A 13,773-nucleotide genomic window follows, 5' to 3' on the forward strand; every position below is an offset into this window, starting at 1 on the left:
GTGGGATGGGATTCACCAGGGCCGAGCTCGAGTCGTTCCGCGACGTGGAGGTGCCCGACCTGCTCCCGGCGCCCGGTGAGCCGCTGCGCCTGCTGTTCGTCGGCATCAACCCCGGGCTGTGGACCGCCGCCACGCAGTTGCACTTCGCGCGTCCGGGCAACCGGTTCTACCCCGCGCTGCTGCGCGCAGGGATCGTGCCGCGGCCCATCGACCCGTCCGCCGGCATGACCGACGACGACCGTGACGCCCTGCGAGCGCGGGGGATCGGCATCACCAACGTCGTCGCGCGTGCCACGGCGCGTGCCGACGAGCTCGGGGTCGAGGAGCTCAGGGAGGGCGGACGGCGGCTGCGCGCCCTGGTGGCCGACCGGCGGCCGGCCGTCGTGGCGGTCGCCGGCATCACGGCCTACCGCACGGCCTTCGGTGAGCGCACGGCCCAGGTCGGCGAGCAGGAGTCGGGCTGGGGTGCCTCACGCGTCTTCGTCGTCCCCAACCCGTCGGGGCTCAACGCGCACGAGACGGTCGACTCGCTGGCGACGGCGTACGCCGCGGCCGCGCGTGCCGCGGGCGTGCTCGGGGGCTGAGGAGGCCTCAGCCGACCAGCGCCTCCACCGCGCCCCGGAAGACCGAGGTGTGGGCGTCGACGTCGGCCTGCGTGTGGAACGGCGAGAAGAGCGACATGTTGTGGAAGGGGGCCAGCAGCACGCCCCGGTTCACCGTCCAGAGGTGGAAGAACGCGTCGAGGTCCTCGTCGACCGCCGCCGCGGCCTCGGCGCCGGCGCGCGGGGGCGGGCAGAACCAGTACTCCGCGCGGCAGCCGAGCCGCTGCACGTGCCACGGCAGGTCGTGCTCGTCGATGATGCCCTGGATGCCGTCGGTGAACGACTCCGCCAGCGGGACGGCGACGTCGAAGTCCTCCTGCCGCAGCGCGGTGGACAGCGTCGCGCGCACGGCGGCCATCGCGAGCGCGGAGCCCGACAGCGTGCCGCCGACGCCGGCCACGTCGATGTCGTGGCCCAGCATCGGCCCCTCGAGGCGCTCGGCGACCTCGGCGGTCATGCCGTAGGCCGCGACGGCGATGCCGCCGCCGATGGGCTTGCCGATCACCACGAAGTCGGGCTCGAGGCCCCAGGCAGCGGTGGCGCCACCGGGCCCCGCGCAGATGGTGTGGGTCTCGTCGTTCACGAGCAGCACGCCGTGCCTGCGGGTGACCTCCCGCACCCCCTCGAGGTAGCCCTCGTCGGGGAGCACGATGCCGATGTTGGTGAGGGCGGGCTCCATCAGCAGGCACGCGACGTCGCCCGCTGCGAGCCGGGAGTCGAGCGCGTCGAGGTCGTTGAACGGCACCACGGCCGTCGTCTGCGCCACGTCCACCTGCGGGCCGAGGGCCCCCGGTCGCGCCACGACGCGGTCGCCGGCCCGACCGTGCTCGAGCACGCCGAGCGTCTCGTCGACGGTGCCGTGGTAGCACCAGTCCATGACCGCGATCCGGGGCCGGCCCGTGAGGTGCCGGGCGAAGCGGAGCACGAAGCGGTTGGCGTCCGTGGCCGTCATCGCCATCTGCCAGCGGGGGAGTCCGAAGCGCCGGCTCAGCTCCCCGGCCACCCAGGCTGCGTCGGTGGAGGGCAGCATCGTGGTGATGCCGAGCTCGGTGCGCTCGCGCACCGCCTCCGCCACCGCGGGCAGGCAGTGGCCGGTCATCGACCCGGTGTCACCCAGGCACAGGTCGACGTGGTCGATCCCGTCGACGTCGGTGAAGTGCCCGCCGCCGGCGGACTGCACGAAGAGCGGGAACGAGCCCGGCCACCGGGTCATCCACGGCATCGGCACGCCGGCCAGCAGGTGCTCGCCGGCCTCGCGCGCCAGCCTCGCCGAGGTCGGGTGCAGGTCGACGAACCGCTGCTCCTCCTCGGCCTGGAGGGCCTTGAGCCGGTCGCGGTCGACGCTCACAGCGCGCTGCCGACGTACTTGGTCTCGAGGTACTCCTCGATCCCCTCGAAGCCGCCCTCGCGGCCGAAGCCGGAGTGCTTCACGCCGCCGAAGGGCGCCGCGGGGTTGGACACGATGCCGGTGTTGACGCCGACCATGCCGAACTCGAGCGCCTCGCTGACGCGCAGCACCCGCGCGTGGTCGCGGGTGAAGACGTAGGCGACCAGGCCGTACTCGGTGTCGTTGGCGCGCCGCACCGCCTCGTCCTCGTCGCGGAACGTCGAGACCGGGGCCACCGGCCCGAAGATCTCCTCGCGGAACACCCGCGCGGAGGCAGGTACGTCGACGAGCACCGTGGGCGGGTAGAAGTGGCCGGGGCCCTCGGGGACCTGCCCGCCGACCAGCGCGCGGGCGCCACCCGACACGGCGTCCTGCACCAGCTCGTGGACCCCGGTGCGGGCCTTCTCGGTGATGAGGGGGCCGACGTCGACGCCGTCGGCGGTGCCGTCGCCGACCTGCAGCGCGCCCATCCGCTCGGCCAGCCGGGACGAGAACTCCTCGGCGACCGACTCGTGGATGAGGAAGCGGTTGGCCGAGGTGCAGGCCTCGCCAATGTTGCGCATCTTGGCGAGCATCGCCCCGTCGACCGCGGCGTCGAGGTCGGCGTCGTCGAAGACCACGAAGGGAGCGTTGCCGCCGAGCTCCATCGAGACCCGGAGCAGCTGGTCGGAGGCCTGGGCGACGAGGACCTTGCCGACCGCTGTGGAGCCGGTGAAGGTGAGCTTGCGCAGCCGGCTGTCGCGGATGAGCGGCTCGCACACCCCGCCGGAGTCGGTGGTGGTGACGACGTTGAGGACCCCGGCGGGCAGGCCCACCTCCTCGAGCAGGCCGGCGAGGGCCAGCATGGTCAACGGGGTCTCGGCGGCGGGCTTGACGACCATGGTGCAGCCGGCGGCGATCGCGGGCCCGATCTTGCGGGTGCCCATGGCCAGCGGGAAGTTCCAGGGAGTGATCATCAGCGTGGGGCCGACCGGGCCCTTCATCGTGATGAGGCGGGTGTTGCCGGCCGGTGCGGGGGAGTAGCGCCCGTGGACGCGGACGGCCTCCTCGGAGAACCAGCGGAAGAACTCGGCGCCGTAGGTCACCTCCCCGCGGGCCTCGGCGAGCGTCTTGCCCATCTCCAGCGTCATCAGGCGCGCGAAGTCGTCGGCCCTTTCGGTCAGCAGCTCGAAGGCGCTGCGCAGGATCTCGCCGCGCAGGCGCGGCTCGGTCGTGCGCCACTCGCGCTGGGCCTCGGCCGCCGCGGCAAGGGCGCGCTCGCCGTCGGCGGGCGAGGCGTCCGCGACGGTGGTGAGCACGCGGTCGTCGGCGGGGTTGCGCACCTCGAAGGTGGCGCCGCCGGTGGCGTCGACCCACTCGCCGCCGACGAGGAGCTGGCGGGGCACGGTCCGGATCACGGTGTCGTCGATGTCTGCCATCACTCCACCTTGCCACTCGGTGCTGCAGCGACGGCCGCGTCGAAGGCCGCCTCGAAGATGTCGAGCCCCTCGCCGAGGAGGTCGTCGCCGATCGCGAGCGGCGGCAGGAAGCGGAACACGTTGCCGAAGGTGCCGCAGGTCAGGGTGACCAGGCCCTGCGCGGAGCAGGCGCGGTGGATCGCGCCGGCGAGCGCCGGGTCGGGCGTGCGCCCCGGGCCGTCGCTGACGAGCTCCACCGCGAGCATGGCGCCCCGTCCGCGGATGTCGCCGACGCGCTCGGGGTGCCGCACCGCCAGCGCCTCGAGCCGCGGGACGAACGCCTTCTCGATCTCGCGCGCGCGGGCCGGGAGGTCCTCGGCCTGCATCGTCTCGATGGCCGCGAGCGCGGCGGCGCAGGCCACGGGGTTGCCGCCGTAGGTGCCGCCCAGGCCACCCACGTGCACCGAGTCCATCACCTCGGCGCGGCCGGTGACGGCGGCGAGCGGCAGGCCGCCGGCCATGCCCTTCGCGGTCGTGACGAGGTCGGGCACGACGCCCTCGTGGTCGCAGGCGAACCAGTCGCCCGTGCGGGCGAACCCGGTCTGGATCTCGTCGGCGATCAGCAGGATGCCGTTGTCGCGGCACCACTCGGCGACCCGCGGCAGCCAGCCCGGCGGGGGCACGATGAAGCCGCCCTCGCCCTGGATCGGCTCGATGAGCACCGCGGCGCAGCTGTCCTCGCCGACCTGGGTGTGCACCGTCGTGACGAACGCGTCGAACGCCTCGTCCGCGCACGCCTCGGCCCCGCCCGGCCAGCGGTAGGGGTAGGCCATCGGCGCGCGGTAGATCTCGCCGGCGAAGGGCCCGAAGCCGTGCTTGTAGGGCATCGTCTTCGCGGTCAGCGCCATCGTGAGGTTCGTGCGCCCGTGGTAGGCGTGGTCGAAGACCACGATCGCGTCGCGGCCCGTGTGGTGGCGTGCGACCTTGACGGCGTTCTCCACCGCCTCGGCGCCGGAGTTGAAGAGCGCGGAGCGCTTCTCATGGCTCCCCGGCGTCAGCTCGGCGAGCTTCTCGCAGACCGCGACGTACTCCTCGTAGGGGGTCACCATGAAGCAGGTGTGCGTGAAGTCGGCGACCTGGCGCTGCACCGCCTCCACGACGCGCGGTGCGGCGTTGCCGACGGTCGTCACCGCGATCCCGGAGCCGAAGTCGATGAGCTGGTTGCCGTCGACGTCGCGCAGGATGCCGCCGCCCGCCTGCTCGACGTAGACCGGCAGCGTGGTGCCGACGCCGGCCGACACGGCCGCCTGCTTGCGCGCCTGCAGCTCCTGCGAGCGCGGCCCGGGGATCTCGGTGGCCAGGATGCGTTGCTGGGAGAGGGTCATCAGTCGTCCTTGGTCCGGTCCTCGAGGCCCCACGGGGATCCGTAGCCCTCGGGCTTGGGTGCGGCGAGCAGGTCGAGGAACGGCCGCGGTGGCAGCGCCTCGGGGCCGAGCACGCCGGTGCCCGACCACGTGCCGGTGGCGAGCAGCTCGAGCGCCACCACCGGGTTGATCGCGGTCTGCCACACCACGCACTGCGCGCCGTAGTCGCGCATCGAGTCGGCGTTGTCGACCACGTGGTAGAGGTACGTCGAGCGCGGCGCGCCGTCCTTGCCGGTGCCGGTGACGAAGACGCCCGCGCACGTCCTGCCCTCCATGCGGGGCCCGATCGTCGCGGGGTCGGGCAGGCACGCGGCCACCACGTCACGCGGCGAGACCTGCACGCCCTTCACCGTGACCGGGTCGGTCGAGTCGAGACCGAGCGTGTGCAGGGTGCGCAGGATGGAGATCATCTCCTCTCCCAGGCCGTACTTGAAGGTGACCCGGTCCGCCTCGAGCCAGCGCGGCATGAGCAGCACCTCCTCGTGCTCCACGTGCACGCACTCCACCGGGCCGATCCCCTCGGGGAAGTCGAAGACCTCGGGCTCGGAGAAGGGCGGCAGCGTGAAGAACCCCTGCTCCAGGTCGCCACCGCCCCTCTCGCGCTCCCACACCACCGGGGGGTTGAGGCACTCCTCGATGATCGTCCACATCGAGAAGCCGGGCGCGAAGACCTCGTTGCCGTCGTCGTCGCGGATGACGAGGTTGGCGCCGTCGCGGGTGCCGAGCTCGTCGATGTGGTCGAAGAGCTCGTCGGCGGCGTAGCGGGCGAAGACGTCGGAGAGCCCAGGCTCGACGCCGATGCCGAGCAGGGCGAGCCTGCCCGCCGCCTCCCACTCGCCGGCCCGCGCGAACTGCTCGTCGCCCAGCTTCACGCCGACCTTCTCGTGCGGGGCGTCGGGGTGCGGCGCCGACAGGCTCATCGCCATGTCGAGGTAGTCGGCTCCGGCAGCGAGCGCGCCGGTGAAGATCGGCATCACGAACCGCGGGTCGACGGCGTTGAAGACGTGGGTCGCACGCACCTCCCGGGCGAGCGCCGCCACGGCGTCGGCGTCGGAGGCGTCCACCTGCGCGGCGCTGAAGCGCCCCTCGCCCGTACGCCGTCCGCCTGCCGCGGCGACGGTGTGCTCGGCTCGCGCCAGGTCGTAGTCGGCGACCACCCAGGCCTCGAAGAAGTCGCGCTCGACCGCGATCCGGGCCGCGGCGTCGCCGACGCCTCCGGCCCCGACCATCAGCACGCGCATCGGCTCAGGCATCGATCCTCATTCCTTGTAGCGGGACGCCCGCAGCGAGCTCACGACCTGCGCGCCGACGACGAGCAGGACGGCGAGCACGAACATCGAGAAGCCGATGACGTTGGCCTCGGCGGGGATGCCGCGACGCGAGGCGACGTAGACGAACTTGGGGAAGGTGGACTCGTTGCCCGAGACGAAGTTGGTGATGATGAAGTCGTCGAAGGACAGCGAGAAGGCGAGCATCGCCGCGCCCAGGATGCCCGGCAGGATCAGCGGGAAGGTGACCTTCCAGAAGGTCTGCGCCGGGCTGGCGTAGAGGTCCTGCGCGGCCTCCTCGATCCGGGGGTCGAGCGACTGGATCCGGGCCTTGACCGTGACCACCACGAAGCTCAGGCAGAACATGATGTGGGCGAACACGATCGTGGTGAAGCCCAGGCTGATGCCGACGTTGGCGAAGCCCTGCACGAAGATCGTCAGCAGGGCGGCGCCCATCACGATCTCGGGCGTGGCCATCGGCACGAAGATCAGCACGTTGCTCGCGGCCTTGCCGCGGAAGCGGTAGCGGACCATGGCCAGCGCCATCAGGGTGCCCAGCACGGTCGCCACCACCGTGGAGATCGCGCCCACCTGCAGCGAGGTCACGAGCGACTCGCACGCCCCGGCGACGCGGCACGGGTCCTGCCAGTGCTTCCAGGTGAAGCCCTGCCACACGATGTTGGTCTTGCCGTGGTCGTTGAAGGAGAACGCGAACGTGTAGGCGACCGGCAGGAACAGGTAGAGCAGCACCAGGATCGCCGACAGGATCGCGAAGTGGTTGGCCAGCCACAGCTGGACCCGCTTCGCGCCCGAGGGCCGGTAGGCCGGGGAGGCCACGGGGGTCTGGTCGGTCGTCGTCATCGCAGCCACCTCACACCAGCTCGTCGGTGCCGAAGCGGCGGACGTAGAGGAACACCATCGCCAGGATCGCGGCCATCAGCGTGAACGACAGCGCGGCCGCCACGGGGTAGCCGCCGGGCACGGCGAGGAACTGGTCGTTGATGACGTTGCCGACCATCTTGCCGCGCTGCGGGCCGAGGAGCTCCATGTTGACGAAGTCGCCGGCGGCAGGGATGAAGGTCAGCAGCGTCCCGGCGAGCACGCCGGGCATCGACATCGGCAAGGTCACCGTCCGGAAGGTCGTGAAGCCGTTGGCGTAGAGGTCGCCGCCGGCCTCGATCACGCGCGGGTCGGCCCGCTCGAGGGAGGCGTAGATCGGCAGCACCATGAAGGGCAGGAAGTTGTAGGTCAGGCCCGCGACGACCGCGACCGGGGTGTTGATGATGTGCCCGCCCGGCAGCAGGTGCAGGAAGTTCAGCACCGCGGCGACCGGCCCCTCGTCGGCCAGGATCTGCGACCAGGCGAAGGTGCGCAGGATGAAGGAGGTGAAGAAGGGCGCGACGACGCAGATCATCATCAGGTTGCGCCACCGCCCGGCCTTGAACGCCATGGCGTAGGCCAGCGGGTAGGCCACGACGAAGGCGAGGAAGGTCGCGAGGCCGGCGTAGAGGAAGGACCGCGCGAAGTGCGGGGCGTAGTCGGTCAGCGCGCTGAGGTAGTTCTCGAAGTTGAGGTCGCGGTAGTAGTAGCCGGGGAAGCCCGGGAACCGGCTCTGCAGGCTCACCGCCGCCAGCTGCACCAGCGGCAGGATGAAGAACACCCCGAGCCACAACACCCCCGGCAGCAGCAGGAGGTACGCCGTCCAGCTGCGCTTCTCCGTCTCCGGTGCAGGTGCCGTCGGGTGGACCGCGGGGTCGCCGGCCACCTGCGAGACCTGCGCGAGCGAGCTCACGCCTCCTCCACGGGCACGCCGAACGCGTGGCCGGGGTTCCAGGTCAGCCAGACCTCGTCACCGGGACGCAGGTCGATCGGCTCGACGTCGAGGTTCTGCTCGTAGCAGCTCCACGTGGCGCCGCTCGGCATGTCGACGAGGTAGCTGGTCGCCACGCCGAGGAAGGACACGTCGCGGACCACGCCCTTGACGTCGTTGCCGACGCCCTGCGGCTGCTGGCGCGACACCGTCACCTTCTCGGGGCGTACGCCGAAGAGCACCTCGCCGTCGTGCACCTGCGAGCGGGCCCGGGAGATCTTCACCTTGGTGCCGAAGACGTCGGCGACCAGGTGCTCGCCGTCGGTGCCCTCGATGGCACCCACGCCGGTGTTGGCCTGGCCGAGGAAGTTCGCGACGAAGCGCGTGCGCGGGAGGTCGTAGAGGTGCGCGGGCGGCCCGAGCTGCTCGATGTGGCCCTTGTTCATCACCGCGACGGTGTCGGCCATGGTCATGGCCTCCTCCTGGTCGTGGGTGACGTGGATGAAGGTCAGGCCGACCTCGGTCTGGATCCGTTTGAGCTCGACCTGCATCTCGCGGCGCAGCTTGAGGTCGAGCGCGCCGAGGGGCTCGTCGAGCAGCAGCACCTCGGGGTGGTTCACCAGGGCTCGCGCCAGCGCCACGCGCTGCTGCTGCCCGCCCGAGAGCTGGTGCGGCTTGCGACCGGCGAACTGCGTCATCTGCACGAGCTCGAGCGCGTCGTCGGTGCGCGTCGAGGCGTCCTTGTCCTTGCGGCGCTTGGGCCCGAAGGCCACGTTGTCGCGGATGGTGAGGTGCGGGAACAGTGCGTAGGACTGGAACACCGTGTTGACCGGGCGCTCGTAGGGACGCGAGCCGGTGAGGTCGGTGTCGCCGATCATCACGCGACCGGCGGTGGGCTGCTCGAGCCCGGCCACCATGCGCAACGTCGTGGTCTTGCCGCAGCCCGACGGGCCGAGCAGGGCGAAGAACGACCCGCGGGGGACCGTCAGGTCGATGCCGTCGACGGCGGTGAAGTCGCCGAAGGTCTTGGTCACGCTCTCGAGCTGGAGGTCGCCGCGCGCCTCCTTGAATCCGGCCATGTCAGTTCCCCATCACCTTCGTGGACCACAGGTCGGCGAACTCGATGTCCTCGTCGGCGTCGAGCACGCGGAACGACTGGATGTTGTTGTCGGCGATGAACTCCGCGGTCGGGAAGATCCACGGGCTCTCGGCGAGGTCGGGGTCGAGCTTCTCCATCTCCGCCTGGGCGCCGTCGACCGGGCAGACGTAGTTGACCCAGGCGGCGACCTGGGCGGCGACCGCCGGGTCGTAGTAGTAGTCCATGAGCCGCTGGGCGTTGCTGCGGTGGGTCGAGGTGATCGGCACCATCATGTTGTCCGACCACAGGGTGCCGCCGGACTCGGGGATGGTGAAGGTCCAGTTGGGGTCCTCGGTGTCGTAGGCGAGGACGAAGATGTCGCCGCTCCACGTGATGCCCGCGACCGCGTTGCCGCTGGTGAGGTCCTCCATGTAGGAGTTGCCCTTCACCTTGCGGATGTAGCCGTCCTCGATCTTGCCCTCGATGAAGTCCAGCGCCTTCTCGAACTCCGCCTTGCCCCAGCCGCTCTCGATGTCGACGCCCTGCGCCTGCATCACGAGCCCGGCGGTGTCGCGGAACTCCGAGAGCACCACGATGCGGCCCTTCAGGTCGTCGGCCCACAGGTCGTCGAGCGTCTTCAGCTCACGCCCGACCTTCTCCTTGTTGTAGCCGATCCCGGCGAAGCCGCTCTGCCAGGTGATCGAGTGCGTCCGGCCCGGGTCGAAGGAGACGTCCTTGAGCGGCTGCAGCAGGTTGCTGACCACGTTGGGCATCTGGATCAGCTCGAGCGGCTGGCACAGCTGGTCGCGGATCACGCGCGAGGCCATCCAGTCGGTGAGCGTGAAGATGTCACGGTCGATGCTCTGCCCGGCGCGCAGCTGCGGGGCGACCTTGGCGTAGTAGGAATCGTTGTCGTCGACGTCCTCGCTGTAGGTGACCTTGATCCCGGTCTTCTGCATGAAGGCCTCGAGCGTGGGGGACTTCGTCTCCTTGCCGTTCATGTCGAGGTAGGCCGTCCAGTTGGCCCACTTGAGGATCTTCTCCTTGTCCGACAGGTCCGTCGGCAGGTCCAGGCTGGCCGCCCCTCCCGACGGTGGCTCCGGCGGGGCGCAGCCGGTGAGGGCGAGCCCGGTGCCGGCGGCGAGCCCGGTGCCCAGCAGCGCGCGGCGGCTGAGACCGCCGGACGCCGCCTGGGTGAGGGCGGCCGCCGGTGGCGACAGGGGGCGCCGTGCCCGGCGCGGGATCGGTGTCATCAGTGCAGTCCTCCGGTCGGCCCCGAATGGGTGGTGTGGTGGGGGAGCTGGGTCGCTCAGCCCTCGATGTTGGCCATGACGTGCTTGATGCGGGTGTAGTCCTCGAAGCCGTACATCGAGAGGTCCTTGCCGTAGCCCGACTTCTTGTAGCCCCCGTGCGGCATCTCCGCGACGAGCGGGATGTGGGTGTTGATCCACACGCAGCCGAAGTCGAGCGCCTTCGACATCCGCATCGCCCGACCGAAGTCCTTGGTCCACACCGACGACGCCAGGCCGTAGTCGACGCCGTTGGCCCAGCGCACGGCCTCGGCCTCGTCGGTGAAGCGCTGCACGGTGATGACGGGGCCGAAGATCTCGTTCTGGATCGCGTCGTCGTCCTGCTGCAGTCCGGAGAGCACGGTGGGCTCGAGGTAGAAGCCGTCGCCGAGGTCCGTACGCCGGTTCCCGCCGGCTGCGACGCTCGCGTGCGAGGGCAGGCGATCGATGAAACCGCTCACGTGGGCGAGCTGGCGCGCGTTGTTGACCGGCCCGAAGAGCGCGTCGGCGTCGTCGGGCAGCCCGACCGGCGCCGAGCTGCGGGCGTAGTCGGACAGGGCGGCGACGAAGTCGTCGTGGATCCCCGGCGCGGCGAGCACCCGGGTGGCGGCCGTGCAGTCCTGGCCGGCGTTGAAGTAGCCGGCGATCGCGATGCCCTCGACCGCGGCCTCGATGTCGGCGTCGTCGAACACCACGACGGGTGCCTTGCCGCCGAGCTCGAGGTGCACCCGCTTCACCTGCGGCGCGGCGCTGGCCGCGACCTCGGCGCCGGCGCGGACCGAGCCGGTGATCGCGACGAGGCCCGGCGTGCGGTGCTCGACGAGCAGCCGGCCGGTCTCGCGGTCGCCGGTCACCACGTTGAGCGTGCCCGGCGGCAGGTGCGCCGCCGCCAGCTCCGCGAGGCGCAGCGTGCTCTCGGGCGTGGTGTCGCTGGGCTTGAGCACCACGGTGTTGCCGGCCGCGAGCGCGGGGCCGATCTTCCACACGGCCATCAGCAGGGGGTAGTTCCACGGCGTCACCTGGCCCACCACGCCGATGGGCTCGCGGCGGATCCACGAGGTGTGGCCGGCCATGTACTCGCCGGCCGCCTTGCCCTCCAGCACCCGTGCCGCGCCGGCGAAGAACCGCAGCTGGTCGACCATCGGCGGGATCTCCTCGCTCGCGGTGAGCGCCTTGACCTTCCCGGTGTTCTCCGACTCGAGCGCGATGAGCTCCTCGGCGTGCTCCTCGATCGAGTCGGCGATCTTCAGCAGCGCCTGCTGGCGCTCGCTCGGCGTCGTGCTGCCCCACTCCCCGAAGGCACGGTCGGCGGCCTCGTAGGCGGCGTCGACCTCCTCGGCGCCGGAGATGGGCGCGTGGGCCACGACCTGTCCCGTGGCGGGGTTGACGACCTCGCTCGTGGCTCCGGAACCGCCGTCGACGTAGGCGCCTCCGATGAAGTTGCGCAGCGTGCGTGGGCTGGTCACGTGGATCCCTCCGGTCGGGTGCGGTGAGGCGAGACTAGGACGGCAGGCGGGCAGATCGCCATAGTCCAGACCAAAGAAACTGTCGGAATCGCAGATTTAACAGCTGCGAAATGCGGAATCCACGTGTCGCGGCTTGCAAACCGGGCCTCCGGCACAGCACGATGTGCCCATGAGTGGTGCCCATGAGTGAGCCATCCGTGAAGCTCGACGCGACCGCGAAGCGCATCATCGAGCTCCTCCAGGAGGACGGCCGCATCTCCTACGCCGCGATCGCCAAGGCGGTGGGCCTCTCGGAGGCAGCCGCCCGTGCGCGGGTGCAGAAGCTGCTCGACTCCGACGTCATGCAGGTCGTCGCGGTGACCGACCCCACCCAGGTCGGGTTCACCCGCCAGGCGATGATCGGCGTGCGCACCGAGGGCGACCCCATGAAGGTGGGGGACCGGCTCGCGGAGGTGGCCGAGGTCGACTACGTCGTCACCACCGCCGGCAGCTTCGACCTCCTCGTCGAGGTGGTGTGCGAGGACGACCCGCACCTGCTCGACGTGATCCGCCAAGTCCGTGAGCTCGACGGCGTGGTCTCCTCCGAGACCTTCGTCTACCTCAAGCTCAACAAGCAGCACTACAACTGGGGAACACGATGACCCATCACCTCGACCACGAATCCTTCGACTACCAGGCGGCCGGTCGCGACCACCTGTGGCTGCACTTCACCCGGCACTCGACCTACGAGAACGGCGGCGAGATGCCGCTCATCGTCAAGGGCGAGGGGCACAAGATCTGGGACAGCCACGGACGCGAGTACATCGACGGGCTCGCCGGCCTGTTCGTCGTCCAGGTGGGCCACGGCCGCGAGGAGCTCGCGGAGGCCGCGGCGAAGCAGGCCAAGGAGCTGGCGTTCTTCCCGCTCTGGTCCTTCGCCCACCCGCGCGCCGTGGAGCTCGCCGACCGGATCGCCGCGATGGCGCCCGGCGACCTCAACCGTGTCTTCTTCACCACCGGCGGCGGCGAGGCCGTCGAGTCGGCCTGGAAGCTGGCCAAGCAGTACTACAAGCTCACCGGCAAGCCCGGCAAGCACAAGGTGATCTCGCGCGCCGTGGCCTACCACGGCACCCCGCAGGGCGCGCTCTCCATCACCGGCATCCCGCCGCTGAAGGAGATGTTCGAGCCGCTCGTGCCGGGCGCGCACAAGGTGCCCAACACCAACTTCTACCGCCGCCCGGACTACGTCGGCGACGACGAGAAGGCCTTCGGCCGCTGGGCTGCCGACCGGATCGCGGAGGCCATCGAGTTCGAGGGCCCCGACACGGTGGCCGCGGTGTTCCTCGAGCCGGTGCAGAACGCCGGCGGGTGCTTCCCGCCGCCTCCCGGCTACTTCGAGCGGGTGCGAGAGATCTGTGACGAGTACGACGTCCTGCTGGTCTCCGACGAGGTGATCTGCGCCTTCGGCCGGGTGGGGGAGATGTTCGGCGCGACCGAGTTCGGCTACCAGCCCGACATCATCACCTGCGCCAAGGGCATGACCTCGGGCTACTCGCCGATCGGCGCGATGATCGCCAGCGACCGGCTCTTCGAGCCGTTCAAGTCGGGCACCACGGCGTACGCCCACGGCTACACCTTCGGCGGGCACCCCGTGTCGTCCGCCGTGGCGCTGGCCAACCTCGACATCTTCGAGCGCGAGGGCCTCACCGACCACGTCCAGCAGAACGCCCCGGCGTTCCGCTCGACGCTGGAGAAGCTGCTCGACATCCCGATCGTCGGCGACGTGCGCGGCCACGGCTACTTCTACGGCATCGAGCTGGTCAAGGACCGCGAGACCAAGGAGACCTTCGACGACGCCGAGTCCGAGCGGCTGCTGCGCGGCTACCTCTCCGGCGCGCTGTGGGAGGCCGGCCTCTACTGCCGCGCCGACGACCGCGGCGACCCGGTCATCCAGCTCGCGCCGCCGCTGATCATCGGCCAGACGGAGTTCGACGACATCGAGCAGCGGCTGCGCTCGGTGCTCACCGGAGCCCTGGCGCACCTCTGAGGCCCGGCTCCGTGAGGCCTCGGTGA

General features: G+C 70.8%; 12 protein-coding genes. 3 read left to right on the forward strand and 9 right to left on the reverse strand.

Annotated features, from left to right (window positions below; translation table 11 throughout):
- The first annotated feature begins 5 nt into the window (after positions 1 to 5).
- Positions 6 to 584: a mismatch-specific DNA-glycosylase gene (locus ASG76_RS02490; RefSeq protein WP_056599624.1), complete on the forward strand. Its 579-nt coding sequence runs from the start codon at positions 6 to 8 to the stop codon at positions 582 to 584.
- 7 nt (positions 585 to 591) lie between these two features.
- Here ASG76_RS02490 and ASG76_RS02495 read toward each other — a convergent pair whose 3' ends face one another.
- From ASG76_RS02495 to ASG76_RS02535, 9 genes are read right to left on the reverse strand one after another with little or no spacing between them, the layout of a single operon-like run.
- A complete protein-coding gene (locus tag ASG76_RS02495) occupies positions 592 to 1,950 on the reverse strand; it encodes a transaminase (RefSeq protein ID WP_056599627.1) in 1,359 nt (452 codons plus the stop codon).
- A complete protein-coding gene (locus ASG76_RS02500) occupies positions 1,947 to 3,407 on the reverse strand; it encodes an NAD-dependent succinate-semialdehyde dehydrogenase (RefSeq protein WP_056599630.1) in 1,461 nt (486 codons plus the stop codon). The genes ASG76_RS02495 and ASG76_RS02500 overlap by 4 nt, the downstream gene beginning before the upstream one ends.
- Positions 3,407 to 4,771: a 4-aminobutyrate--2-oxoglutarate transaminase gene (gene gabT / locus ASG76_RS02505; protein ID WP_056599633.1), complete on the reverse strand. Its 1,365-nt coding sequence runs from the start codon at positions 4,769 to 4,771 to the stop codon at positions 3,407 to 3,409. The genes ASG76_RS02500 and gabT overlap by 1 nt, the downstream gene beginning before the upstream one ends.
- Complete coding sequence (locus tag ASG76_RS02510) at positions 4,771 to 6,063, reverse strand: saccharopine dehydrogenase family protein (RefSeq protein ID WP_235529380.1); 1,293 nt, start codon at positions 6,061 to 6,063, stop codon at positions 4,771 to 4,773. The genes gabT and ASG76_RS02510 overlap by 1 nt, the downstream gene beginning before the upstream one ends.
- Before the next feature lie 6 nt (positions 6,064 to 6,069).
- Positions 6,070 to 6,939: an ABC transporter permease gene (locus tag ASG76_RS02515; RefSeq protein WP_056599801.1), complete on the reverse strand. Its 870-nt coding sequence runs from the start codon at positions 6,937 to 6,939 to the stop codon at positions 6,070 to 6,072.
- A 10-nt stretch (positions 6,940 to 6,949) separates the two neighbouring features.
- Positions 6,950 to 7,870: an ABC transporter permease gene (locus ASG76_RS02520; RefSeq protein ID WP_082587209.1), complete on the reverse strand. Its 921-nt coding sequence runs from the start codon at positions 7,868 to 7,870 to the stop codon at positions 6,950 to 6,952.
- Positions 7,867 to 8,967, reverse strand: a complete 1,101-nt coding sequence (locus tag ASG76_RS02525; RefSeq protein WP_056599636.1) for an ABC transporter ATP-binding protein — start codon at positions 8,965 to 8,967, stop codon at positions 7,867 to 7,869. Before ASG76_RS02525 ends, ASG76_RS02520 begins: the two co-directional genes overlap by 4 nt.
- Position 8,968: 1 nt before the next feature.
- Positions 8,969 to 10,219 carry an ABC transporter substrate-binding protein gene (locus tag ASG76_RS02530; RefSeq protein ID WP_056599639.1) on the reverse strand — a complete coding sequence of 417 codons (1,251 nt, stop codon included), beginning with the start codon at positions 10,217 to 10,219 and terminating at the stop codon, positions 8,969 to 8,971.
- 56 nt (positions 10,220 to 10,275) lie between these two features.
- The gene (locus ASG76_RS02535; RefSeq protein ID WP_056599642.1) at positions 10,276 to 11,721 is read right to left on the reverse strand and encodes a gamma-aminobutyraldehyde dehydrogenase; all 1,446 of its coding nucleotides are present in this window, start codon (positions 11,719 to 11,721) and stop codon (positions 10,276 to 10,278) included.
- A gap of 182 nt (positions 11,722 to 11,903) precedes the next feature.
- Here ASG76_RS02535 and ASG76_RS02540 point away from each other — a divergent pair, with 182 nt between their 5' ends.
- A complete protein-coding gene (locus ASG76_RS02540) occupies positions 11,904 to 12,362 on the forward strand; it encodes an Lrp/AsnC family transcriptional regulator (protein ID WP_056599645.1) in 459 nt (152 codons plus the stop codon).
- Complete coding sequence (locus tag ASG76_RS02545; protein ID WP_056599648.1) at positions 12,359 to 13,747, forward strand: aspartate aminotransferase family protein; 1,389 nt, start codon at positions 12,359 to 12,361, stop codon at positions 13,745 to 13,747. The genes ASG76_RS02540 and ASG76_RS02545 overlap by 4 nt, the downstream gene beginning before the upstream one ends.
- Positions 13,748 to 13,773 lie beyond the last annotated feature (26 nt).

The sequence above is a fragment of the Nocardioides sp. Soil774 genome, from assembly GCF_001428125.1.
Lineage (GTDB): Bacteria > Actinomycetota > Actinomycetes > Propionibacteriales > Nocardioidaceae > Nocardioides.

Coding starts and splice junctions, on each gene's coding strand:
- ASG76_RS02490 (WP_056599624.1), top strand. CDS start 6: ATGGGATTCACCAGGGCCGAGCTCGAGTCGTTCCGCGACGTGGAGGTG.
- ASG76_RS02545 (WP_056599648.1), top strand. CDS start 12,359: ATGACCCATCACCTCGACCACGAATCCTTCGACTACCAGGCGGCCGGT.
- ASG76_RS02500 (WP_056599630.1), bottom strand. CDS start 3,407: ATGGCAGACATCGACGACACCGTGATCCGGACCGTGCCCCGCCAGCTC.
- ASG76_RS02540 (WP_056599645.1), top strand. CDS start 11,904: ATGAGTGAGCCATCCGTGAAGCTCGACGCGACCGCGAAGCGCATCATC.
- gabT (WP_056599633.1), bottom strand. CDS start 4,771: ATGACCCTCTCCCAGCAACGCATCCTGGCCACCGAGATCCCCGGGCCG.
- ASG76_RS02515 (WP_056599801.1), bottom strand. CDS start 6,939: ATGACGACGACCGACCAGACCCCCGTGGCCTCCCCGGCCTACCGGCCC.
- ASG76_RS02510 (WP_235529380.1), bottom strand. CDS start 6,063: ATGCCTGAGCCGATGCGCGTGCTGATGGTCGGGGCCGGAGGCGTCGGC.
- ASG76_RS02530 (WP_056599639.1), bottom strand. CDS start 10,219: ATGACACCGATCCCGCGCCGGGCACGGCGCCCCCTGTCGCCACCGGCG.
- ASG76_RS02525 (WP_056599636.1), bottom strand. CDS start 8,967: ATGGCCGGATTCAAGGAGGCGCGCGGCGACCTCCAGCTCGAGAGCGTG.